This window comes from Chryseobacterium sp. KACC 21268 (assembly GCA_028736075.1).
Classification (GTDB): Bacteria; Bacteroidota; Bacteroidia; order Flavobacteriales; family Weeksellaceae; genus Epilithonimonas.
This window is the reverse complement of the sequence record CP117875.1, coordinates 3,359,160-3,383,978: the sequence shown is the minus strand read 5'-3', so window position 1 is coordinate 3,383,978 and position 24,819 is coordinate 3,359,160. Positions and strand designations below refer to the sequence as shown.

18 protein-coding genes are annotated in these 24,819 nt (G+C 38.2%); 12 read left to right on the top strand and 6 right to left on the bottom strand.

All coding sequences use genetic code 11. The features are described 5' to 3' along the window. Window positions 1–66 precede the first annotated feature (66 nt). From PQ459_15425 to PQ459_15395, 7 genes are all read left to right on the top strand, one after another. On the top strand, window positions 67–2,334 hold the full coding sequence (locus PQ459_15425; protein ID WDF46289.1) for a TonB-dependent receptor: 2,268 nt from the start codon (window positions 67–69) through the stop codon (window positions 2,332–2,334). A gap of 10 nt (window positions 2,335–2,344) precedes the next feature. Next, complete coding sequence (locus PQ459_15420) at window positions 2,345–4,639, top strand: glycoside hydrolase family 3 N-terminal domain-containing protein (protein WDF46288.1); 2,295 nt, start codon at window positions 2,345–2,347, stop codon at window positions 4,637–4,639. A 450-nt stretch (window positions 4,640–5,089) separates the two neighbouring features. Continuing rightward, a complete protein-coding gene (locus tag PQ459_15415) occupies window positions 5,090–5,968 on the top strand; it encodes an alpha/beta hydrolase (GenBank protein WDF46287.1) in 879 nt (292 codons plus the stop codon). A gap of 224 nt (window positions 5,969–6,192) precedes the next feature. Next, a complete protein-coding gene (locus PQ459_15410) occupies window positions 6,193–7,221 on the top strand; it encodes a nucleoside hydrolase (protein WDF46286.1) in 1,029 nt (342 codons plus the stop codon). 13 nt (window positions 7,222–7,234) lie between these two features. Further along, complete coding sequence (locus PQ459_15405) at window positions 7,235–9,694, top strand: glycoside hydrolase family 3 C-terminal domain-containing protein (protein ID WDF46285.1); 2,460 nt, start codon at window positions 7,235–7,237, stop codon at window positions 9,692–9,694. A gap of 202 nt (window positions 9,695–9,896) precedes the next feature. Next, the gene (locus PQ459_15400; protein WDF46284.1) at window positions 9,897–11,315 is read left to right on the top strand and encodes a sugar MFS transporter; all 1,419 of its coding nucleotides are present in this window, start codon (window positions 9,897–9,899) and stop codon (window positions 11,313–11,315) included. A 147-nt stretch (window positions 11,316–11,462) separates the two neighbouring features. Next, window positions 11,463–11,819 (top strand): prevent-host-death protein, encoded by a 357-nt coding sequence (locus tag PQ459_15395; GenBank protein WDF46283.1) that lies wholly within the window; start codon window positions 11,463–11,465, stop codon window positions 11,817–11,819. 39 nt (window positions 11,820–11,858) lie between these two features. On the opposite strand, the gene PQ459_15390 is transcribed toward PQ459_15395, so the two are convergent. Further along, window positions 11,859–13,826 carry a DUF2075 domain-containing protein gene (locus PQ459_15390; GenBank protein WDF46282.1) on the bottom strand — a complete coding sequence of 656 codons (1,968 nt, stop codon included), beginning with the start codon at window positions 13,824–13,826 and terminating at the stop codon, window positions 11,859–11,861. Between the two features lie 291 nt (window positions 13,827–14,117). Here PQ459_15390 and PQ459_15385 point away from each other — a divergent pair, with 291 nt between their 5' ends. The 4 genes from PQ459_15385 to PQ459_15370 all read left to right on the top strand — a co-directional run bounded on the left by PQ459_15385 (window position 14,118) and on the right by PQ459_15370 (window position 16,993). Further along, the gene (locus PQ459_15385; GenBank protein ID WDF46281.1) at window positions 14,118–15,434 is read left to right on the top strand and encodes a sorbosone dehydrogenase family protein; all 1,317 of its coding nucleotides are present in this window, start codon (window positions 14,118–14,120) and stop codon (window positions 15,432–15,434) included. A gap of 324 nt (window positions 15,435–15,758) precedes the next feature. Further along, entirely contained in the window at window positions 15,759–16,157 is a 399-nt protein-coding gene (locus PQ459_15380) for a hypothetical protein (GenBank protein ID WDF46280.1), read from the top strand. Window positions 16,158–16,247: 90 nt separating this feature from the next. After that, window positions 16,248–16,511, top strand: a complete 264-nt coding sequence (locus tag PQ459_15375; GenBank protein ID WDF46279.1) for a SemiSWEET family transporter — start codon at window positions 16,248–16,250, stop codon at window positions 16,509–16,511. A 71-nt stretch (window positions 16,512–16,582) separates the two neighbouring features. Next, entirely contained in the window at window positions 16,583–16,993 is a 411-nt protein-coding gene (locus PQ459_15370) for a hypothetical protein (GenBank protein ID WDF46278.1), read from the top strand. Between the two features lie 78 nt (window positions 16,994–17,071). Here PQ459_15370 and PQ459_15365 read toward each other — a convergent pair whose 3' ends face one another. The 5 genes from PQ459_15365 to PQ459_15345 all read right to left on the bottom strand — a co-directional run bounded on the left by PQ459_15365 (window position 17,072) and on the right by PQ459_15345 (window position 22,603). After that, window positions 17,072–17,617 carry a hypothetical protein gene (locus PQ459_15365; GenBank protein WDF46277.1) on the bottom strand — a complete coding sequence of 182 codons (546 nt, stop codon included), beginning with the start codon at window positions 17,615–17,617 and terminating at the stop codon, window positions 17,072–17,074. 130 nt (window positions 17,618–17,747) lie between these two features. Beyond that, window positions 17,748–18,518 carry a dihydrodipicolinate reductase C-terminal domain-containing protein gene (locus PQ459_15360; GenBank protein WDF46276.1) on the bottom strand — a complete coding sequence of 257 codons (771 nt, stop codon included), beginning with the start codon at window positions 18,516–18,518 and terminating at the stop codon, window positions 17,748–17,750. A gap of 160 nt (window positions 18,519–18,678) precedes the next feature. Then, window positions 18,679–20,136, bottom strand: a complete 1,458-nt coding sequence (locus PQ459_15355) for an LptF/LptG family permease (protein WDF46275.1) — start codon at window positions 20,134–20,136, stop codon at window positions 18,679–18,681. Window positions 20,137–20,335: 199 nt separating this feature from the next. Continuing rightward, window positions 20,336–21,961: an NADP-dependent glyceraldehyde-3-phosphate dehydrogenase gene (locus PQ459_15350; GenBank protein WDF46274.1), complete on the bottom strand. Its 1,626-nt coding sequence runs from the start codon at window positions 21,959–21,961 to the stop codon at window positions 20,336–20,338. Between the two features lie 252 nt (window positions 21,962–22,213). Continuing rightward, a complete protein-coding gene (locus PQ459_15345) occupies window positions 22,214–22,603 on the bottom strand; it encodes a hypothetical protein (GenBank protein ID WDF46273.1) in 390 nt (129 codons plus the stop codon). A gap of 427 nt (window positions 22,604–23,030) precedes the next feature. Here PQ459_15345 and PQ459_15340 point away from each other — a divergent pair, with 427 nt between their 5' ends. Further along, window positions 23,031–24,818 (top strand): TIGR04141 family sporadically distributed protein, encoded by a 1,788-nt coding sequence (locus PQ459_15340; protein WDF46272.1) that lies wholly within the window; start codon window positions 23,031–23,033, stop codon window positions 24,816–24,818. Window position 24,819: the final 1 nt, after the last annotated feature.

The window sequence follows — 24,819 nt, the reverse complement described above, 5'->3', positions numbered from 1 at the left end:
ATAATCGAATATGATGATTGAATGGATATTAAAAGCTGAAGAAAATTAAAATATATATAACTGGAAATGAGAAAATCTTTAACTAAAATTTCAGCTCTTGGACTGATGCTTTCCTTCGCCACAGTTTTTGGACAGGAAAAGACAGACAGTCTTGCAGTGAAAAGCGCAATCAATGCTGCTGCAAAAAATGAAGAAGGCGTAAAAACTGTGACCACGTCTTCCAAAGAAGACAACAACAGAAACGTAATGTTGAACGCAGCCAACAACACGAGTCCAAGGGACGTGAATATCGGTTTGCCATCAACAGTAGGTGGAATTACCATCCTTGAAAACGATTTGCCTGCCGTTTATTTCTTCTGGCCCGAACTTCCAAACAAAACCTGGAGACAGAGTGTCGGCTTGGAAAAAACCGGATTATTGAAAATGGACCAGCTTGCAAATACAATGGGCGACCTTGGTTTTGCAGTGAACTCTTATTCTCAAACCGGAACTAAAGATTTTAAATTAAAAGGAAAGTTCACAACCAGTACTTTTGGTTGGTTGCAAGGAGACGTGAATGTTTCCGGACCGATTTCTAAAAATGGCTGGACGTACACCGTTGGGGCTTTTGCCAACTTCGACCCGAGCACTTATAAATTGGGTTTTACAAGAAATGTTGATGAAACAAAGATTTTCAGAGCAGGTGTGACCAAATATTTTAATGATGATAAAGGAAAAATCTCGATTCAATACAAGTACGCGGATTCTTACAGCATTACCAATTACGCCGTTTTCCAATACGGACCGGAAGGTAAAGTAACTGAGCTCGACAATTTCAGAATAGGTAGAGATTCTTACGTCGTAAGAGACGGGCAAATCAAAATGAAAGACATCTTTTCCGGACAAACCTACTGGGCAAATATGGACGGAAATGACAGCAGAAATACTTCTCACAACATCGATATTTTCGGTAATTATTTACTGAACAACGGCTGGAATTTCAAATTCTCAACGAAAGCACACTTTGCTACCGCGAAATCTTCCAACATTATTCCTTTAAGTATTTTCAATGCTGATGCGACTTCGGGCTACACGATTGCTTCAACAGGTCAGGCCTACACCGGAGCAGTGGGAACGCAGCTGGCAATGCACACGCCTTCAACACCGATTACCAATATTGCAGGACGTTTTTCACTGAACAAACAAATAGGAAATCACAATGTGACGGTTGGAGTCTTAGAACAATATTATAACATTGATAAATTTACTTCGAACAGGTCGTTTTTCTTCCAGACTATTGAACCACAGCCTCAAAGACTGATTGGCCCTACAACGGATGCAGACGGTTTTTACAACTACAATGCAGGAGGTGAATTCCACAGTGGAACGGAAAATAAACTTTCAATATACGGAACCGACGAGTGGAAAGTTTCTGATAATTTCAACTTAAGCTACGGCTTGCATTTGAAAAACCACATCTTAGACGGAGAATATTCACTAACACCGAGAACGGTAGGTTTCAACTTTACACACCCAAGCCAGTTTAATCAAATCAATCAAAGTTTTTACCAGATTGGAGGTAGTTTGAACGCAACTTACAACATCAGCAAAAACTTCGGTGTTATCGCAAATGCTTTATATACCGAGGAAAACAGAAGACTGGAAAGTTATTCTCAGGCTTTCGAACCGAATACCAACAAGATTAAAAGTCCGTTGGGAGCGTTGGGAATTTTCTGGAACACAGATTACATTCAGTTGATTTCTCAGGCAACTTATCTTAAAAAGAATAATAACCTGAACAGATACAACTTAGTCAACCCTGCAAACACAACTCAGGCTCAAAACGTTACGGTTTACTATGATATTCAGACGATTGGATGGACAACCGATTTTGTAATCAAACCTTTCAAAGGATTTAACCTGCATTATCTATTGACTTTGCAGAATCCTGTGTACAAGAAATTCAATTTCAATGCTTTCGAAACAGCTTACGATTACAACGACAACAATGTGTTAGGTGTTGCAAAAGTGTTGATGGAAATCGACCCAAGTTATACGGTTGACAAATGGAGATTCTGGGCAAGTTTCAGATATTTCTCAAAACAATACGCAAACCTTACGAATGCTTTATACTTCGCACCAAGATGGGAAACTTTCGGTGGAGTAAGTTATACGGTGAACAAAAACATCAACCTCGGCGCAACAGTTATCAACTTCCTGAACCAAAGAGGGGCGAGCGGAACCATTAACGGAGCCGAATTGATTACCGATGCCAATCCATATTACGGAAAACTGTTGACGGGAACCTACATTATGCCATTGACAGGACAGTTTTCTGTAAGCTTTAATTTCTAAAATTTTAATAATGAAAAGAACAGTTTTAAATGTTGCCGCATTATTTTTAGGAATAACAGCGTTTGCACAAAACATTCAGACCGTTACCAACTCCAAAGGTCCGGTTTTGGGATATTCTGCAGATTCAGGCGTGAAAATCCTGACGGTTGCAGGAAATAAATTTAAAGATTTAAACAAAAACGGAAAGCTTGACAAATATGAAGACTGGAGACTTCCGGTGGACGAAAGAGCCAAAGATTTAGCTTCAAAAATGTCGGTTGAACAGATTGCAGGATTGATGCTATACAGCGGTCACCAATCTGTTCCGGCTCCTGCAGAAGGCTTCAGAGCAGGAAAATACAACGGAATGTTCTACAAAGAAAGTGGCGCCAAAGCTTTTGACTTAACTGACCAGCAGAAGAAATTTTTAAAAGACGATAATCTTCGTCACGTCTTGGTAACGACAGTAGAATCTCCGGAAATCGCAGCAAAATGGAGCAATAATATTCAGGCATACATCGAAGGTTTAGGATTGGGAATTCCTGCCAACAACAGTACAGACCCGAGACATTCGGCAACGGTAACGGCAGAATTCAATGAAGGAGCTGGAGGACAAATCTCTCTTTGGCCAGATGGTTTGGCAATGGGCGCAACATTCGACCCGGAATTGGTGAAGAAATTCGGAAATATCGCTGCTCAGGAATACAGAGCCTTGGGAATTTCAACCGCTTTATCTCCTCAAATCGATTTGGGAACAGAACCTCGCTGGTACAGAATAGCTTACGTTTTCAGCGAAAGTCCAGAGTTGACCGCAGATTTGGGAAGAGGTTACATCGACGGTTTCCAGACAACTATCGGTAGTAAAAACGGTTGGGGGAACAAAAGTGTGAATGCAATGGTCAAACATTGGCCGGGCGGCGGACCTGAGGAAGGCGGTCGCGACGGTCACTGGGCAATGGGAAAATACGCAGTTTATCCGGGAAATAATTTCCAGAATCACGTAAAACCTTTTACTGAAGGTGCTTTTAAACTGAATGGCGGAACCAAAGAAGCTTCTGCGGTAATGCCTTATTACACGATTAGTTTCAATCAGGATACGAAAAACGGAGAAAACGTTGGAAACGGTTACAGCAAGTACTTAATCACCGATTTACTGCGTGGAAAATATAAATACGACGGCGTAGTCTGCACCGATTGGCTCATCACCGCAGACGAACCAAAATCTCCGGGAGGATTTGCCGGAAAACCTTGGGGCGCAGAAAAATTGTCCATCGCAGAACGTCATTACAAAGTCTTGGAAGCGGGCGTTGACCAATTTGGAGGAAACAACGACAAAGCTCCTGTTTTAGAAGCCTATCAAATGGGCGTGAAAGAACACGGCGAAAAAGCGTATCGTGCAAAATTTGAGCAGTCTGCGGTTCGTTTGCTGAGGAATTTCTTCAGAACCGGATTGTTTGAAAACCCTTATGTAAACACGGAAGAAACCAAGAAAATCGTTGGTAATCCTGAATTTATGAAAGCAGGTTACGAAGCTCAGGTAAAATCAATCGTGATGCTGAAAAACAAAGCCAGTATTCTTCCCATCAAAGAAAGAAAAACGGCTTACATTCCGAAGCGATATTCTCCGGCAACGTTCAACTGGTGGGGGATTTACACCGGACCATCTTTGGAATATCCTATCGATATCGAAAAAGTGAAGCAGCATTTTAATGTGACCGATGACCCTGCGAAAGCTGATTTTGCCTTGGTTTTTGTGAAAAGTCCGCACAGTGAAGAAGGCGGTTACAGCGATGTTGATGCCAAAGAGGGCGGAAACGGTTATGTCCCGATTTCTCTTCAGTACCAAACGTACACAGCAACCGAAGCCCGTGAAAAAAGTATCGCAGCAGGAGACCCTGTTGTTGCACCGACTGTACACGACAGAACCTTCAAAAACAAAACATCTACAGCGACCAACTTCACGGATTTGTTAGCCATTGAAAATGCGTACAAAGCAATGAACGGAAAACCGGTTATCGTTTCTATCACAGCTTCCAAGCCGATGATTTTTAATGAATTCGAAAAACACGCAGACGCAATTCTGATGAATTTCAACGTGTCAAATCAGGCAGTTGTGGATATTGTGACCGGAAAATACGAACCTTCAGGATTGCTCCCGCTTCAGATGCCTGCGAATATGGCGACGGTTGAAAAGCAGAAAGAAGACGTGCCTTACGATATGGAAACGCACAAAGATTCCGAAGGTCACCACTACGATTTCGGGTACGGAATGAACTGGTCTGGTGTGATTAAAGATGCCAGAACTCTAAAATATCATAAGCAATAGTTCATCATAAATAGGTTAATTGATGTCTTGAGACCGGGCATTGTGTTCGGTCTCATTTCTTTATTAGAATATTTTGGGCAGCTTTTCCGCCTGTAGTTTATCCTGAGCTTGTCGAAGGATTCTCGCTTTTTTGTCATTACGAAGAAACTGAGTCAACAAGTTGAACTTTTCAGCAATCGCAATCACAAAAAGAGCTCCACTCAAGTCGGGCTGCGTGTGATTCGCTGCTAAAATTATTGAGATAAGTCAACGGCATTTTTGTCATTCCGTAGGAATCTCAACAATGATATTTGAAATACTGAGCTTAGATTCCTACGGAATGACAAACTAACTGTTATCTAATTGTTTGTCTTAGCTGAGTAGAACGCCTTTGCGAACTTAAAAACAGTTTAATAATCAAAAAAACCTTAGTCCCGAAACTTCGGGATTAAAAAATAATATCAAATCAAAATGAAAAAATTAATCATAGCAAGTGCATTCCTTTTAGGATTAAGCACCATCAACGCTCAAAAATCAATTCCATTATACAAAGGAAAAGCGCCGGGAACAGAAAACTGGACGCAGAAAGAAGCACAGCAATTCAATGAATTGTTCAAAACCGAAGTCGTTTTCAACGTCGCACAACCTTCAATGTTATTGTTCGAAGCCGATAAATCAAAAGCCAACGGAACAGTAATTGTCATTGCTCCGGGTGGAGGCTTCCAAAGTTTATCCATCAACCGGGAAGGAATTGATGTCGCCAAAAAATTAGCAGAAAACGGAATCACAGCAGTCGTTTTAAAATACAGATTATTGGAAACAAAATCCAACGACCCGGCCAAAGAAATGATGGAAAACATCAAAGACCGAAAAGCTTTTGATGCAAATACAGCTCCTATCAAGGTAATGGCAGGCGAGGACATCAAAACTGCAATTTCCTACATCAGAACCCACGCAAAAGAACTGAACATCAATCCTTATAAATTGGGCGTTATCGGATTTTCTGCAGGTGCAAGTGTCATTTTGGAAAGCGTTCTTCACAGCAAAGATGCTTCAACGTTACCCAACTTCGCAGCTTCTATTTACGGCGGACCAAGTCAGGAGATTTTAGATACTGAAATTCCAAAAGCATCTCTTCCAATGTTCATTTGTGCTGCAAGTGATGACCAGTTGAAACTGGCTCCAAAATCAGTTTTGCTGTACAGTAAATGGCTCGAAGCAGGACAACCCACCGAACTTCACATCTACGAAAAAGGCGGTCACGGCTTCGGAATGGGAAAACAGAATCTTCCTGTTGACAAATGGTCTGATGTGTATTTAGACTGGCTGAAATTCCACAAGTTTTTATAAAATATTTAAACTCAAAATATAAACCACAAATCGAAGATTCGACGAAGTCAAAAGTCACAAAAGCTTTTTTGATTGTAAAGTTTGAACACTAAACTTTTTAAAGAGCATAAAACCTTTTGAAAATCTTTGATTTTCGACTAATGTGTTCTTTTATTTTCAAAGTTTTAAAACTTAAATCTAATGTGACTAATGTGTTAAAAACTTTTGTGGTTAAAAATAAAATAATGAAATCATTTTTTAATATTGCTTCTTTTTTCGCGGCAGTGGCTGTGTCCGCACAGTCGCCTCCCGTGATTTCAGAAATGGACAAATACGTAAAACCTCGCTATCGCGTCATCGTCAACAATGATTTTGGTGGCGACCCGGATGGTTTATTTCAGCTCGTTCATCAGATTCTTTCGCCTTCTACAGAAATTAGAGGAATTATCGGTTCTCATCTGAAAGCAGGCGACCCGTTTGATAAATCAAATATTACCGCGGAAAATGCGGTGAAGAAAATCAACGAAACTTTGGAAGTAATGAATTTAAAAAACAGATTCAACGTTCTGCAAGGTTCCAATGCCCCATTGACGGATTTGAAAACACCCAATATTTCCGAAGGTGCAAAAGCCATCGTTGCAGAAGCGATGAAAGCAGATGAAAAGAACCCTTTGTTCGTAGTTTGCGGTGCAGGTTTGACGGAAGTGGCAAGTGCTTACCTAATTGAACCAAAAATCGCAGACAAAATTGTTGTCGTTTGGATTGGAGGTCCGGAATATCCCGATTTGGCAACGCCACCTCCTGGTTACACACCTTTGGAATACAATCTTGGAATCGATATCAAAGCAGCACAGGTTGTTTTCAACGAATCGAATTTAAACATTTGGCAAATTCCGAGGAATGCCTATCGACAAACTTTGATGTCTTACGCAGAACTCCTAACGAAAGTTAATCCTGAAGGAAAAACTGGAGCTTATTTAACCAAAAAGATTGAAGATTTAATGGAAATGGTTCAAAAATTCAATCTGAAAATCGGGGAGACTTACATAATGGGAGATTCACCGTTGGTTTTGCTGACAGCTTTACAATCATCATTTGAAGCCGACCCGTCATCAAGTTCTTATGTCATTAAAAATGCTCCTAAAATCAATGACAGCGGACTTTACGAAGACAATCCGAAACGAAGAAACATCAGAGTCTACACCCAACTCGATACCCGACTGATGTTCGAAGATTTCTACTCAAAACTAAAATTATTCAATAACAAAAAGTAAAAAATATAGAATTATGCAGAAGAATATATCAACGCTGATAGGACTTTCTCAGAAAGCAAAATATTCAGGATTATTCCTGGCTTTATTGGCTGCATCGTCGTTTGCGAAGGCTCAGACTAAAAATGCAACGGTAACGGTTGACGGAAAAACATTTAAAGATTCCAACAACAACGGGAAATTAGATGTTTGGGAAGACACAAGACTTTCTGTTGACAAAAGAATCGACGCCATTATCAGGCAAATGACCAACGAAGAAAAGGTCAATCTCTTAATCGGAACCGGAATGCCCGGAATCGAAGTGCTGACAGGTCCTGTCGGAGATTCAAAACAAGGTTTGGTTCCCGGAGCTGCCGGTGGAACAGATTCTTTCGACAGATTTGGAATTCCGGCGACGATTGTTGCGGATGGACCTGCTGGTTTGAGAATTCAGCCAACGAGAGATAATGATTCAAAAACGTATTATGCAACGGCATTTCCAGTGGGAACAGCTTTAGCTTCAACCTGGAATAAAGATTTGCTGGAAAAAGTTGGAAAAGCAATGGGAAATGAAGTGAAGGAATATGGAGTCGATGTTCTTTTGGCTCCGGCTTTGAACATTCAGAGAAATCCATTGAACGGAAGAAATTTCGAATATTATTCCGAAGACCCATTAATTTCCGGTAAAACTGCGGCTGCTATTGTGAATGGAATTCAATCTCAGGGTGTCGGAACTTCCATCAAACATTTCGCTGCGAACAATGAGGAAACCAACCGTTTGACAATCAACGCTCACGTTTCCGAAAGAGCAATGAGAGAATTATATCTGAGAAATTTTGAAATTACTGTTAAAGAATCTCAGCCCTGGACGGTAATGTCGTCTTACAACAAACTGAACGGCGTTTACACTTCAGATTCTAAAGATTTACTGACTCAGGTTTTAAGAAATGAATGGGATTTCAAAGGAATCGTAATGACCGACTGGTTTGGAGGTTTTCCGGGATTTGAATCGATTAAAGATGGCGGACTTTCTGATGTGGTCAAACAAATGAATGCAGGAAATGACCTGTTAATGCCGGGAATTCCAGCGCAGAAAAAAGTATTGTTGGAAGCTTTAAATACCGGTAAATTGTCTCAGGAAGTAGCAAACTTGAATGCGAAAAGAATCTTGGAATACATATTCAAAACGCCAACTTTCGCACAGTACAAATACAGCGACAAACCAAACTTGGTTGAACACGCAGAGGTAACGAGAAACGCGGCAGCAGAAGGAATGGTTTTGCTTAAAAATGAAAAAAATGCATTGCCTTTTACCGATAAACAGAAGGAAGTTTCATTATTCGGAGTAACTTCTTATGCCTGGATTACAGGCGGAACAGGAAGTGGAAGTGTGAACAACAAACATACGGTTTCCCTTTTGGAAGGTTTAAATTCTGCAGGTTACAAACTGGACAAAGAATTGGTTGATTTGTACAAACCTTTCGCTGAAAAAGAAGCAACTGCCGAAAAAGAAAGCCGAAAAGCAAGAGGCATTTTAGCACTTCCGGGAAGACTGGCTGAAATGAAAATGGACGACGCTTTCCTGGCTAAAAAAGCAGAAACTTCTGAAATCGCTTTTGTAACTTTAGGAAGAAACTCAGGAGAAGGCGGCGATAGAGTAGTGAACGAGGATTTCAATCTGGCAACGGAAGAAATCGAAATGCTGGACAAAATCTCCAAAGCGTTCCACGCTAAAGGAAAAAAAGTGGTGGTAATTTTAAATATTGGTGGTGTTATTGAAACTGCGTCCTGGAAAGACAAAGTCGATGCGATTCTTTTGGCTTGGCAACCAGGTCAGGAAGGCGGACATTCCGTAGCTGACGTCGTTTCAGGAAAAGTAAATCCTTCGGGAAAACTGACAATGACTTTCCCCGTCAATTATTCAGACCACGCATCAGCAAAGAATTTCCCGGGAATTCCTGCGGATAATCCTAAAGAGGTGACGTATGAAGAAGGTGTTTATGTCGGGTACCGTTATTTCAATACCTTCAATGTGAGACCATCTTATGAATTTGGTTTCGGTAAATCTTATACAGATTTTGCTTATAGTAATTTAAAACTGAATTCTAAAACTTTCAATAATAATTTAGAGGTAACAATTGAAGTTAAAAATACCGGAAAAGTCGCCGGAAAAGAAGTTGTAGAATTATATCTTTCTGCACCTAACCAATCCATCGACAAACCAAAATCTGAGCTGAAAGCCTATGCCAAAACAAAAGATTTGAAACCCGGAGAATCTCAAACCATCACCTTGACTTTGAATCCTAAAGATTTGGCTTCTTATATCACCGCAAAATCCGCTTGGGTTGCGGAAGCAGGAAATTATAAAGTGTCTTTGGGAGCGTCTTCGTTAGACATTAAACAAACTGCAGATTTCTCGCTACCAAAAGAACTCGTGGTTGAAAAAGTACAGCACGTTTTCCCTGCAGATACAAAGTTTGAAGATTTAAGACCTTAAATTTTCAGGAGAATTTTCTTTACCCCAATCCTAAAGGGAGTAAAATTCTCCTGAAAATTACACCCTTTAGGGAAGGGGAAAATAATTTAATGGAATTTTGAAAACAAATGTTCAATTTTTAATGACAAATTATTGTCTCAAAATAAGCAATTATCAACAAAAGAGGCTATCTTTAGCCTCTTTATTTTTAAACTGAATGATTATGACGAATGACGCACAATCGAAGAGGAACTATACCATCCCTTTGATTACCATTACGCTTTTATTTTTTATGTGGGGATTCATCACGTGTATGAATGACATCCTGATTCCTTACCTGAAACAGCTTTTCAATCTGACCTTCTTCCAGTCGATGTTGGTACAGTTCTGTTTCTTTGGTGCTTATTTTATAGGCTCATTAATTTACTTTTTAATTTCAACCACGCAGGGTGACCCCATCGATAAAGTAGGATACAAGAAAGGAATTCTATTCGGGATTTTCCTTGCAGCTTTTGGTTGCGTTTTGTTTTATCCGGCGGCGAGTTTATCTTCGTATCCGTTGTTCTTAGGCGCTTTGTTTATCTTAGGCCTGGGTTTTACGGTATTGCAGATTACGGCCAATGCTTACGTTTCACTGTTGGGTCCGGAAGATTCCGCGTCCAGCCGACTGAATATGACGCAGGCTTTCAACGCCTTCGGGACAACCATTGCACCGGTTTTGGGAGGACATTTAATTTTCGAATTATTCTCCGCACCTGATGGTTCTTTCTCCGCAGCAGCAACAAAAATTCCATATCTGATTTTTGCCGGGATCCTGTTGTTGGTCGCTTTGTTGATCTCTAGAGTGAAGCTTCCCGACTTTCAGGTGAAAGGCGAAGAGATCGTGAAAGGTTATGGTGCCTTGAAATACAACCACCTGAAGTTCGGTGTTTTCGCGATGTTCTGCTATGTAGGTGGCGAAGTAGCGGTAGGAAGTTTTATCATCAGCTTTCTGGAACAACCACAAGTGATGAACCTTTCCGAGGTTGTGAGCAAAAACTATTTAGCACTGTATTGGGGCGGTGCGATGATCGGGCGTTTTCTGGGTGCGATTTCTCTGAATCATTCTATCAGCCAAGGCAAAAAAGCCATCTATATGTTGGGTGCAGCCATTGCTGTTTTCTTAGTGATTTTCAGTATTGTGAATCTGACGTTTGCACAGATCAGTTTCTTCCTGGTATTTATTGCTTTAAATTTCGTTGCGTTCTTCATCGGAAAATCTGCTCCAGCAAGAACCCTTTCTATCTTTGCAGGGATCAACGTTCTGCTATTGATCTCAGCGATGCTGAACCACGGCGAGCTGGCAATGTACAGCATTTTGGGAATTGGGATCTTCAACTCGATCATGTTCTCTAATATCTACACGTTGGCAATTTCCGGTTTAGGAAAATATACCAGCCAAGGTTCTTCTTTGGTCGTAATGGCCATCTTAGGAGGTGCTATTGTTCCCATTTTCCAAGGTTACTTGGCGGATCAGTTTGGCGTTCAGCATTCCTTTGTGATCCCTGTGTTCTGTTACTTGTTTATCCTGATCTTCGGAGCGTATTGCACCAAATATCTGGGGCACGTGAAACAGGATTCTGAAGCTAAGTCTGGACATTAAAATCTTTAAATTTTAAAATATGAAACCTGCTGTTGAGCAGGTTTTTTTCTGCAATGATTAAAATGCAGAAGATGAGAAATGTTTAAAATATGACTAGGGTCATAAAAAATTCCTTTTCTTATTTTTTAAATTCGTAAAAACTAATCTATGAAATACACGCTTGAACTTAATGTGAGGGAAGGAGAATCCAATGTGATCTTTACTACTATTCTTTTAAACTCATTTAAAGTTAATATTGTTGAGCGCTATGCTGACTGTAATGCTGAAAAACCAAAACTTTGTGAAGTCCTTTTTAAAGTGAGAACACTGGATGATCAGATTTTTAAAAAAAAGGATGGCAACGTAAATACCTACATCAGAGGCGATGACTTTATAAAATATAAAAATCTAAAGAAGATACTTTCATCCTACCGATACAAAAAGAAGCTGATCGATAGGAAAGAAGCAGAGCAGGATCTCGTCCATTTTATCCTGAGTATGGTAATTTCAAATTATGAATTTTGATATAAATATAAAACCTGCTGTTGAGCAGGTTTTAACATTTTAAATTACATCTAGTCCACATTTTGCTAAATAGTTAAAAGTGCCATCATATAGTTTTTTAGAACGCGTTGGATCTTGACCATCCACATCTGGAACATATATAATCATTCCTTGTCTTGCTCGTGTTAGCAATACACGATACGAGTTTAGTAGATAATTTTTAGTGGATTGTTGATTGATCTTTTGCCATTTAGAACCTTTAAAATTTTGATGCTTCCATCCGTCTTCAAAATATAAATTAATATCCCAAGCAACACAAGTGTAGTCAATTTCTAAGCCCTGAATGTCAAATTCGGTAGCAACTTCTTCTAGATAATAGGATGAACGTACATCATCTTTACCATTTAGAAACCAGTTTGCTGGCTTAATTTCATTTTTGACATCAATCCCATCTGCCCGTAACCTCCGCCCTCCAGAACTGGCAACGAGCCCAATCCTTTCTGTGCCTTTCGCCATTTCTTTGATCCAACCTTTCGCTTTCTTCAAATCTCTTGTTAAACGAACAGGATAATTTTCTTTGATTGAGTCATAAACCAATTTTGCTTTTTCACTTTCAATTTCTAAAATATGTTGTACTAGCAAAGCAACCTTTTCACTTCTAAAAGAGCGTAGAGAAACTGCTAGGTGTAAGTCTGTCTCTTTTTGTCCGCTTGTTTCCAGCCAATCCAAAAGGACTTCATCATTTAAGTAGGTTGTTTTTTCGCTTAGAATTTTATCAGAAAAGTAAACATTCCAATTGGGATATTTTTCCTTTAGTGATTCTATCCATTCAGAAACTCCTGCTTCACCAGTGTTAATTTCTTGGCCGCCACCTATTAAACAAACAATTGCACACCAATCTTGGTGTCGATCCATAACACTGATTAAATATTCTGGCTCAGACATTTCAAAATTTTCAATACCTTTTTTAGTCTTCATGAATTTTGAAACCTGTTCTTTTTGCCAAGCTCTTTGGGCTTCATCAAAAACTACAACTTTTTCTATTGGTGGCTTGCTACTTCCTAAGTTGTCATCACGAAAATGATGAATATTCTGAATAAATGCTTTTGCTTCTCGTTCAGCTGTAGAACGAGATACTTTTTTTCCAACGTTTTTTGCTGTCTCTACAGAGTCTCTGGTTAATGCTTCTCTCAAAACATCAACTAATGGTCCGTTTCCCGACAGAAATACGGAATGTTCGGACTCATCTTTTTTTAATCTTTCATTTGCTATATTTAGACCAGCGAGTGTTTTTCCTGCGCCGGGAACACCGGTGAGGAAGCAAATAGATTTTTCTTTTTTGATTTTTGTAGTTTCAATTATTTTATTAATTGTAGCTGCTGTCCGTGAAAGATTGATAGCACCAGAATCATTACGCGAAATTTCTTCAACATTGTGACCTTTATAAAGAGCTTGAGCTGCTTCTATGATTGTAGGAGTAGGTTTGTATATGCTATTTTCCCAGTCAGTGACATTAATCTCTTCGGTTCCTTTTTGCGTAGATAAAATTTCGTTTATTATGTTTACAAAATTTTCAGAATTACATAATAGCGATTTTTCCAATGCCATGGCGTTTTGAACATCGTTTTCTATTTTGTGGGCTCTGGTGGCCACTAAAATTGGAATAATAGTTTTATTATGGCTACCAGCGTGAAAATTTTTTAAATCGAGACAATAATCTATTGTTTGATCTTGTGCATCTTGAGTGTACTGTGAGTCACCAACTTTGAATTCTATAACAAAAATAAAGTCTTCAATGATGACAATTGTATCTACACGCTTTCCCATTCGTGGAATAGAAAACTCAAAGTAGATCTTTCCTTCAAGATCAGTCAATCCAGATTTTAAAATTTGAATTTGTTTTAACCAAGCATTTTTCTGAAGTTCTTCGAGATCGTGTTGATGATTTTGAGCTAGTTGCCCAAAAATAGAATTTGAGTCTTCTCTTAAAAAATTATTTATGGTATTTTGATAATAACTTCTTTTCATTAATTATTTGCTTTTTGCTAGATATCACTACTCGCTTAGAACTTCATCAAATATACATACAACTCATCACACTAAATTACGGTTTTCCATAATCTCAAAAATAAACTAACGCGTCTCAATTATCATTGTCTTATTTTGCACAATCTATAGGTTTAATAGACTTAGGATTGAAGTGAAAAAAGAGGTTCTATTATTTCTTAAACAACTCTTAACAGTCCTTTTCCCTTTAGGGAACGGTTTTTGTAATTTTTGAGCCTTTAGAATTCTTATAATACCAAATCTCAAAATATTATGAAAAATTATCTTTTACCAGCCGTCGCCGTGCTGTTTTTCAGTTGTCAAGAAACCAAAAAGACCGACGGTTCGGGACCAAGCGAAGAGGCTGTGACCCAAACCGATACTTTGAAACTGCCGCCACCGGATGAGAAAAGTGCCAAAAATAAATTCAGCAACGTCATCGGATGGGCGAAGGATAAAGCTCCCACCGCGCCAGAAGGTTTTACCGTAACGCGTTTTGCAGAGAATATCAAAAGTCCGAGAAATATGATTCAGGGAGAGAATGGTGATATCTTCGTTGTACTTTCCAATTCAGAACGTTCTACTGCAGATAAGATCAAAAATGACCTGAGCGGAAAAAGTGATGCTGAGGTGGGCGGCAAATCTGCCAACAGAATCATTCTTTACCGCGATGCCAACAAAGACGGCATTCCGGAAACGTCTTCCGTATTTCTGGCCAATCTGAATCAGCCTTACGGAATGCTGATCATCAAAGACAAATTCTATGTTGCCAATACCGACGGACTCTACGTTTATCCCTACAAAGCAGGCGACACCAAGATCACACAACCTGGGAAAAAAATCGTCAATCTCCCAGCAGGCGGGTACAACAACCACTGGACGAGAAATCTAATTGCCAACAAAGACCAGTCTAAAATCTACATTTCCGTAGGATCAGGCAGCAATGTCGGTGAAAATGGGATGGAATACGAAGTCCGAAGAGCCAACATTTTGGAAATCAATCCAGACGGAAGTGGCGAAAAGATTTTCGCAGCCGGACTCCGGAATCCTGTTGGGATGAGCTGGAATCCCACTACCGGACAACTCTGGACTGTTGTGAATGAAAGAGATGAACTGGGTGATGAACTCGTTCCGGATTACCTTACCAGCGTGAAACGAGATGCCTTCTATGGCTGGCCCTACGCCTATTTCGGAAAAAATGAAGATCCGAGAAGAAAAGGAGAGAAACCAGATCTGGTTGCCAAAACTATTGTGCCAGATGTACCTTTGGGAAGTCACACAGCATCACTCGGTTTGACATTCTACACTGGATCTCAGTTTCCGGAACAGTACAAAAACGGCGCTTTCATAGGGCAGCACGGTTCGTGGAATCGCTCTTCACTTGTAGGCTATCAAGTGGCGTTTGTGCCTTGTAAAAATGGTAGAGCTTCAGGACCGTATCAGCCATTTCTAACGGGATTCATAGCAGATGAAGCAAAAGGTGATGTGTATGGAAGGCCTGTTGGCGTTCTTCAGATTACTGACGGATCTTTGCTGGTTGCAGATGATGTGAGCGGTATTGTTTGGAGAGTTGCACATACAAAAAAGTAATTCAAGAACTTTAAATTTAAAATATAAAACCTGCTGTTGAGCAGGTTTTTTTCATTAATGATCAAAATAATTTTTTGACGCATTTATTAATTAAAAATAGATAAAGCTCATTCTATTTAGTAATAAAATTTAGCTCAAATCTAGATTGGAAAATCCTCAAAATCAATCTTTACGAGTTTTATAAAGTTGTAAAATGACGCATTAAAAATAGAAATCAGATATCATTTATCTAAAACTAAAATCAACTTTTATCTTCAGATTACTTCCGAAACTCCCTTTTAATGGCACAAATTCTGATAAGAAGACCATATCAAATTACAAACTATGGCACTAGAATTACAATTGGCACACTGCAACATTTGCAAAGGATACTATTCTTCAACAGTATTAAATACCAAAGATCTCAGCAGTCCAGAGATCATAGATCATTACTTCTATCACGGCGAACCTTGGTTCACCTTGGACAAAAAAACCTTTGATCTCTCAGTGGATCATCAGTCAGCTGATGTGAAGGTTGTGGACTTTGAAGAACACCTCAAATATGATCATCAATATTGTACTTGTGCGGAGTCGCAAAATGATACACTGGATAATTTGTCTGCTAACCTTAAAACGAACAAAAAAGTACTGAATGAGTATGTGGATCAGGATATTTACTTCTATGATCTTTACATTACTTACAATAATATCCATCAAGATCTGCCAGCTCGCCAAGCCATCTAACATTAATATTTGCAAAAACTAATGTCAGATTATCATAGATGTCCACTTGGTATGATAATTTCAAATGTTGACCTCAACTGAAATTAATATATGAAAGAAGGAAAATTTATGCAGATCTTAGGCTGGGTCGCGACAGTTACAGCAATGGCAATGTACTTTTCTTACATTCCACAAATCTCTCACAATCTAAACGGTGATAAAGGTGACTGGCTCCAGCCATTAGTCGCAGCCATCAACTGCAGTCTGTGGGTTGCCTACGGTTTTTTGAAAAAGCCTAAGAGTGACTGGCCAATCGTGGTAGCCAATTCACCGGGGATTTTCTTTGGGATATTTGCCTTTGTAACTGCTGTTTAATTTTCATTTTTGAGATTGCTTTTTATTGGCTCAATTTGTGCAACCAGGTTTATTACCAAAATTCATACAATATGTACAAGAAAATACTTGCAGGTTTAGGTGGCGCAATTGCCCTAAATCTTTTACACGAGATCATCAGAAATAACTTTGATAATGTTCCAGAAGTGAACAAAGTAGGAGAGGAGGCTCTAAATAAAGCGTTAGAAACCGTAGATCAAAAGATTACAGATCAGAATCAATTGTACGCTGCGACACTTGCCGGGGATGTGATCAGCAATGGTTTATACTATGCGACAACATCTACGAGCGGTTTTAATTTGGTTTCTGGTGTGGCTGCAGGCGTAGGCGCTGTGATGCTTCCCAAAAAAATGGGACTGGATGATTCGCCCGTTGCGGAAACTACTCAGAAGAAGCTGATGACAGTAGGCTATTATTTGTTTGGAGCGATAGTCACGAAAGTGATTTATGACAAGATAAAATAGAAAAACAAAAAAGTCAAAAAGATTTCTTTTTGACTTTTTAATTTATTGTTTCTACTAAAGTAAACTCTAGTATTTTGCTTATTTTACTTTTTCTAAGAGGTATAGCTTGCCACCAGTGAAGGCTTGTTTGGGCATTAGGCTGCCTTCCAAAACCATCGTCTTACTGTTGATGTCAATGATTGAAATATAGTTGCTGGAATTGAACTCCAGGTAATTTTCTTTCTCTTTGGTCAACGGATTTTTTCCAAATTCGAAATCATATTTTTCCCAGCTTTCCTTTTCTGTATTGCAATGGACTGGTTTGTATTTGGATCTTTTGGAATTAAAAACAATCTGATCAAAACCATCTACACACTCACTGTTGAAGGAGCTTTCCGGATTTTGATCCTGGCTGAACTGCTCAAAAGAACCGTGATAAACACCGACAATCTTCCAAGTTCCGTCGATCCTGTCTTTATCGATTTTTCCATTAGCCTTACTCACCGCCCAACTCACACCTTTGACTGTGCCTTTCACGGCTTTGTAACCGAGTTTCGCAACACCTGTCACTGCTTTTGTAGCAGTAGTCATGATGCAGGACTGAAGAACAATCAATGCACAGACAGAAACAATTATTTTTTTCATAACATCAGCTTTTATGGTACGAATATAAGGTTTTAATTGCATTTTTAATAAAATCAAAATATGAAAAAGACCGTACTTCTAATCCGGCTTTTATAATACCACAAACATTAAGCAACTGATAATGGTCCAATCATGATAAACTGTTTTGAGATTGACTGAAAAAATAAGGCCTCAAGATATCTTCAAAATTATAAAGTCCAGAGGGTTTGTCCTTCAGATTTTCTGCTACGAATAAAGCGCCACTCCCAAAAGCTTCCCTGGAGATAGACTCGTGCACCAACCTCACCGTTTGATAAGGAAACCCAAAAATAACTTCGTGCTTTCCAACGATTCCGCCTGCTCTCACGGAGTTGATACTTTCTGTTTCAACATCGAGAACCTCAGCAATTTTCATCGCTGTTCCTGATACACCGGATTTAGCTTTGAAATGTTCTTCAATCACTTCAATGTCCACATTCGGCGCAATATTTTTTAATAATGAAGCTGCAAACAAAAGGTAATTGACGCCCAATGTGATGTTTGGTGACCAGAAAACCACGGTTTCTCCCGATAGCTCTCTCAGAAGTTTGGTTTCATTTTCTCCGTAATGCGAAATGGCTGAGATGATTTTGATCTTTTTCTGAGCCGCCGTTTTACCGTAATAATAAATGCTTGCCTCTGTAGAAAAATCAATGATGAGATCTACTGGTCGATTTGTAAACAAGGTTTCCAAATCGGTAGTCTGCTGAGAAAATATAGTCGCGGTATCTGCCGCATTGACTCCAAGAATATCTTTGGCAGAGAGCTGGCTCAGTTGGTCATTATCCTTCAGTACCCATTCCAGTGTGAAATAGTGATTCTGAAGGATAACGTTTGCAACCGCTTTTCCGGCCTTCCCAAATCCTATTAATCCTATTTTCATAATTACAATTTTATATGATTATTTTAATTATTGATTTCGAATATTAATATCAGTAAGGTACGACAAAATATATAAATGATCTTTGAGAGCTTGTTCTGCGGTTTATCTATTATCTCAAAATCATAAAAAAGCCGAACTTGGAGTCGTTCGGCTTTTGATTTTATTGATATCGCTGATGTTCTTTCGGTTTGGAAAACTTATCAATGATTGGTTTGAAGATCACTTTATATTTCTCAATGTCAAACAACTGAGAATCTGTCAGCGCCTTATATGTAATCCAAACACTGAATGGGAAAAGTACCATATTTGGGATCCAAGCCGCGAGGTAAGGATTCAGTTTTCCTTTCCAGGAGATGTTTTCTACCGTCAGATTGAGAACATAGAAAATGATGAAAATGATGATTGCGATGATCACAGGAAGTCCCATTCCACCTTTTCTGATGATGGATCCAAGACTGGCACCAATCAAAAAGAAAATAATACAAGTAAAAGAGTAGGAGACGATCCTTTGCTGATACATTACAATTTTATTATGATTTTTTACAATGTCTGCAATGCCACCTTGATTTGCTTCTATGCTGGCTTTCAAAACATCTATTTTACTGTAAGCACCCCAAAGGACTTCCAGTTTTTTGTCTTTTTTTAGAGTGTCAATTTTATACTGTTCTTTGATAATGGTTTTATCCTTTGGTTTTATCTTATCAATGTACTGAACATAATTATTGGTCTGCGATAGTGCAGGAGAAGCCATAGAACTCACGGATGAAATATTATTCTTCCTGTTTTTCTCTAGGGTTTCATTCACTTCCATATAAGTCTGGAAGCGGTAATCGTCTGTGATTTTTTCTTTTTCAATAGCGTTGTTAATTAACTCACTGATGTCAAAGTGATAGACTAGGCTGTCATATTTTACCGATTGATTCGGTTGTTTTTTTCTTTCTTCGTAAGGTTTTCCAGAGATGTTGTCTTCGTAAACATATCCATCGTAAAGAATTAGTTTCAGGTAGTTTCTGTCTTCAGCATTTGCAAATTTTCCTTTTTTGGCAATGATGGTTTGCTGATTGTCGTAAGGACTTGCATTCTTGTGCAGGAACACGCCTTCCAGTTTTTCGCCACCTTCACCATATATTTTATCAAACTTTACCGAATATCCGGAAATCTGATCGATGAAAACGCCTGGTGTAAAGTTAAGTGCCGGCTTTGAAGACACGATGTTAAACAACATATTTTTCGCTTTCCGCTGGAAATCCGGAATAATGTTATTCGAAAATAAAAAGAGAATTCCGGCGAGAAAAGAAACTGTAATTAGCAAAGGCATCATCACACGAAGAAGCGAAATCCCCGCAGCTTTCATTGCCGCAAGCTCATACCGTTCCCCGAAATCTCCAAAAGTCATAATCGATGAAAGGAGAATGGTTAATGGTAAAACCATACTCACAACGCTCATTCCAAGATAGAAAAGCAGTTTTGTGATTTCCCCATAAGTCAGTCCTTTTCCTGTCAGCTGGGACATTTGTGTCCAGATAATATTCACAATGAAGATGAAAAACAACACACTGAAAATAAAAAGAAACGGTCCGAAAAAGGTTTTGATTATATATTGATCTAATTTTTTCAATTCAGAAATTTAAACTTCAAAAATACTGCAAAAAAAGCAATACTGAAATGGGTTGGAGGATTTTATCTTCGGCTACGGTCAGATAACGAAAAAATAATGTAAAGCTACGTTCAGATAACAAAAATCCGCAATTCAACATTGCGGATTAAATATAATAATAGAAGTCAATTATCTATTCGTCTATCATCTTTGAGTCTTCTTAAAAAATATAATCCGTACTCAAGAAGTTAGAATCGTGGTCTCTAACGATAGAATTCAAAAGTTCCTTATTTGCGTCTGTGATTTTTGCAGCAACCAAAGATCTGATGGAGAATGATCTCAAGGCATCAAAGACAGAAAGTGTTCCTTCTGCGCTGTCTTTTCTTCCTGTGAAAGGGAAAACGTCCGGACCTCTCTGCGCCTGACAATTGATGTTTACGCGGCTTACAAGATTTACAAACGCATCAATTAAATTAGATGTTTCCTGTGGATCTTCGCTGAAAATACTTACCTGCATTCCGTGGTCTGCGTTCACTTGATAGTCGATTGGCTCATCAATACTGTCAAAAGGAACCACCGGAATCACGGGGCCAAATTGCTCTTCGTGGTATAATTTCATCTGATCATTGACAGGATAAACTACAGCAGGGAAAACGAAAGAAGCTTCGTTATAACCGCCGTTTTCGTTTAGGACTTTTGCACCTTTCGATATCGCATCCTGAATGCATTCTTCAAGATAAGGCGGTTTGTTGACTTCCGGAAGTGGTGTGATTTTCACATCTTTTTCCCAAGGTAAACCTGGCTTCAAAGCGGAAACTGCAGCCGTTAATTTCTTAGTGAATTCCTCAGCAACATCTTTCTGAACGAAGATCAGTTTCAAGGCTGTACATCTTTGACCGTTGAAGGAAAGTGAGCCGAGAATAATTTCGCTGACTGCAATATCGAGGTTGGCGTGTTTGGTAACGATGGCGGCGTTTTTTGCATCAAGACTGAGAATTGCTCTCAGTCTGTTGACTTTTGGATGGAGTTTTTTCAAACCATTTGCCACTTTGCTGGATCCGATGAAGGCGAGAACATTTACTTTTCCGCTTTCCATAATAGGAGTGATGATTTCTGCACCTTTTCCGTAAAGTGTATTGACTGTTCCTGCCGGAAATGCTTCCTGAAATGCTTTTAATAATGGATAATGAGCAAGAACACCGTGTTTGGGAAGTTTGAAGAGAATTGTATTTCCCATAATCAAAGCCGGAATCAATGTTGTGAAAATCTCATTCAACGGGTAATTGAATGGTCCCATACTCAACACTACGCCAAGCGGCGCTCTTCTGACTTGGGCGATGGTGCCTTCTGCCTGTTGGAATCTGGATGATTCTCTGTCGAGATCCTTTAATGCGTCAATGGTTTGGTTGATGTAATCTACAGTTCTGTCGAATTCCTTGGTCGAATCTGGGAGTGTTTTTCCGATTTCCCACATCAGTAGTTTGATAACCAAGTCGCGTTCCTTGATCATTAAGTAAACAAACTTCTGCATACATTTGATTCTGCCTTCCACGGACATTGATGGCCATTCGCCGAGTCCGTTGTCGTAAGCTTTTACAGAGGCTTCGAGAACGTCCATTGCGTCTTCCGGACTGATGTTTGGGATGCTGCCCAACAGTTTTCTTTCCAGTCCGTTTTCTGTCGGGATGCAGATTGGGGAATAGATTTCTGTGACGTCGCCGTTCCATTGTACCAGTTCGCCGTTTAGGAGATATTCTCTTTGGTGGATGACGGGCACTTTGTATTCTTCCGGGATTTCGTTTTCGCTTTTGAATATGTCTTTGAAGCTTGGATTTTCTGAACTCATAGTTTTGTTAATTGTGATTAATTACGTTTTGATTTTTGATGACAATAAATTTAGAGATAAAGATTGATTCTGAAAGGCTGTTAACATAGATTTATTCTATGCGGGAATCAAAAAAACTCAACATATTGCTGAGTTTCTACTTTACAGTGTTTGTCATTCCGTAGGAATCTAAACGGTCTTTGTCGAAATATCGTGGTCGAGATTCCTACGGAATGACAATATTGTGTTTTTTTGTTATTAATCGAATGCTGATTATTTGTTATCCGTAGACTTCAATGCCCAAGCGATGAGTGCTGGCTGCATAAATAATCTTGCGAATCTTTTGTTGTCTGAGTTGAGCCCGAAAGCGTTTCTTCTTTCTTTGTACTGTGCATAATTTCCGGGGAAAACGGCTGTGAATAATCCGGCAGCGAGTTGTCCTACGAGTGATTCATATTTCTTGGGTGCGGCTATGATGGCGGCGCCCATTGCGATCTCTACGATGCCGGAATAGACAACGGTGTCATCTTTTTCCAATGGCACCCACTCCGGAACCTGAGCCTGAAATTCTTTTCTTGCGAACGTAAGGTGTCCGATTCCTGCTGAGATGAGCATTGCGCCCAAACCGTATTTTGCGATGGTTTTGATTGTACTTGCTTCCATAATAGGGGATTTTGCGGGAGTAGGTTCAAGAATGATTCCAAAGATGGGGTTGGGGTGTTAAAAGATTTGTTAAATCTTGTGTTTTTGAGAATAGGGTTTTGTCATTTTAACTTAAGTTTTTGGTAAGCTACGTCTGTACACTCTCCGTACACTCTCCGTACACTTTCCGTACCCTTGCTGTACTTTTGCTCTGTTTAAAACTTGGGTGGTTTTTGACAATTTGGCAGATTGTTTTTGGTGATGATTTCCGTTACATCGCTGTTACCTTTCCGTTACCTAAGTGTGTTTTTGTTGGGTTTGGATTTTGGGTGGTTTTTGACAGTTTGGCAGAGTGGTTTTTTGTTGGGTTTATTTTGTTGGTTTACGGAAATCCGTAATTGTAAGTGGTTGAGGTTTTGTAGATTTGAATAAATAAAACTAATTACTAATGTCTGAAAAAATTCAAAATAATCTCTATTTGTTAAGAGAAGAGGTAAGAGAGCAAAATTCAAGAAAGCAATTAATTACTAAAAATGTAGACTTTGATTACTTAAATAAATTTTTAAAGAAAAAAGATTTTAAGGAACAGAAAGTACAAGAGGATTTAAGCGATCTATACGATGTAAAAGTGTATTATAAAATAATCCCAAGCGATGTAAAATGGAAGGATTTTATTAGTAATGTAGTAGAAGCTGATCAAAATATTTTAAAAGTAAATAAATCAAGTTCAGAAAGTTATATAATTCTATTTCAAAATAAATTAACAAACAAAATATATGCTTCAACAGGAGGTTATGCTCATATAACTATTAAAGAAATCGCAACTACTGATTTTGGAATTGAGATTTTAGCGCGAATAGTAAAAAGTGATGATAAAGCCCTAAAGTCAGTTAAGGAAAGGAATCTCACGGGTGGGATTCAAGGCGAAATAAAATTTTTCAGGAATGATTATAATCTATATGATAATGACAGCTTTGGAAAAATTTACAATGAATTAAATGCTTTACTCACAAAAGATATTTTAGTAAAATCTTTCGGGTTTAATTTAAAAGATTTAAATAGCAACAGTTTATGTATTGCAAAAGATTCGTTCTCGATAAAAAAATCCATTTCTTTTGATGAACTTTTGAAAATAATAAAAAGGTGTGAGTACCTTTTTGACAATGAGGATCCTATTGAAATAAATAGTGTAAATAAAGTTGCAAAATCTGAAGCTGTTCTTAAAGAAAACTTGTTTGATACATTAGTAACTAACGCATATCAAAATTATATTGATTCTAATAATTTTTTTAGTATTGAAATTAGTAACAAAGATTTTGATAAATATTTTCAAGCAACTAAATCAAAGCTTAGTTTTCATTTTAGAAGAAAACCTAAAGAAATTATTATTGATGATGTGTTTAGAGAATTTCAATCGGTGATATTTGAAATACTTACGGCTTGTGGGGATTCGCTAAATTATGAAGAATTCAAAAAAATTATAAATTCTGCAAGATTAGAAACGTTTGATGAAAACAATATTACATTAACTTATGAGAATCTTTCTAGTCACTTTTGCTCAGAAATTGTTTATAATGGTCAAAATTATTTTTTACTTGAAAAAGATTGGTATCAAATCAAACAATCTTTTATTGATAAGATAAACGATCAGACATCTAATTTTCTTGAAGAAAATAAGTATTTAGGCCCAAGACTTGAAAAATGGGAAGATACTTTAAAAATAGAGAATGATTACAATGCTAGTTATTTAACAAAAGAAAACACCTTTGTTTTTGATAAATTTACTCCCTTCAATATAGAAGCTTGTGATATTCTAAAAATTGAGGGAGATAATATTTATTTTTATCATATTAAAAAAGGATTTGATAATTCAATGCGAGATTTATGTAACCAAGTTTACATTGCCTCGAGAAAAGTATTAGAAGATGTAAAAGATGATTACAAATATCTTGAAAGTCTTTATGATTCTGTGAAAAATAATAATGGTGAGTCTATTTATTATCAAAATGCAAAAACACAATTCGAAGATGTAAGTAAAACACAATTTATTAAGAAGATAAGGGACAAAAAAATAATTTTTGTATTAGCTGTTTTAGACACCTCTAATAGTGGCAGGAGATTGGATAAAGAAATTGATAAATTTGATTCTAATATTGCAAAATTTACTTTGGTTGAATTATCTAAAAATATGAGGAATTTAGGAGTGGATTTTCAGATATTACAATTAGAAAAATAGA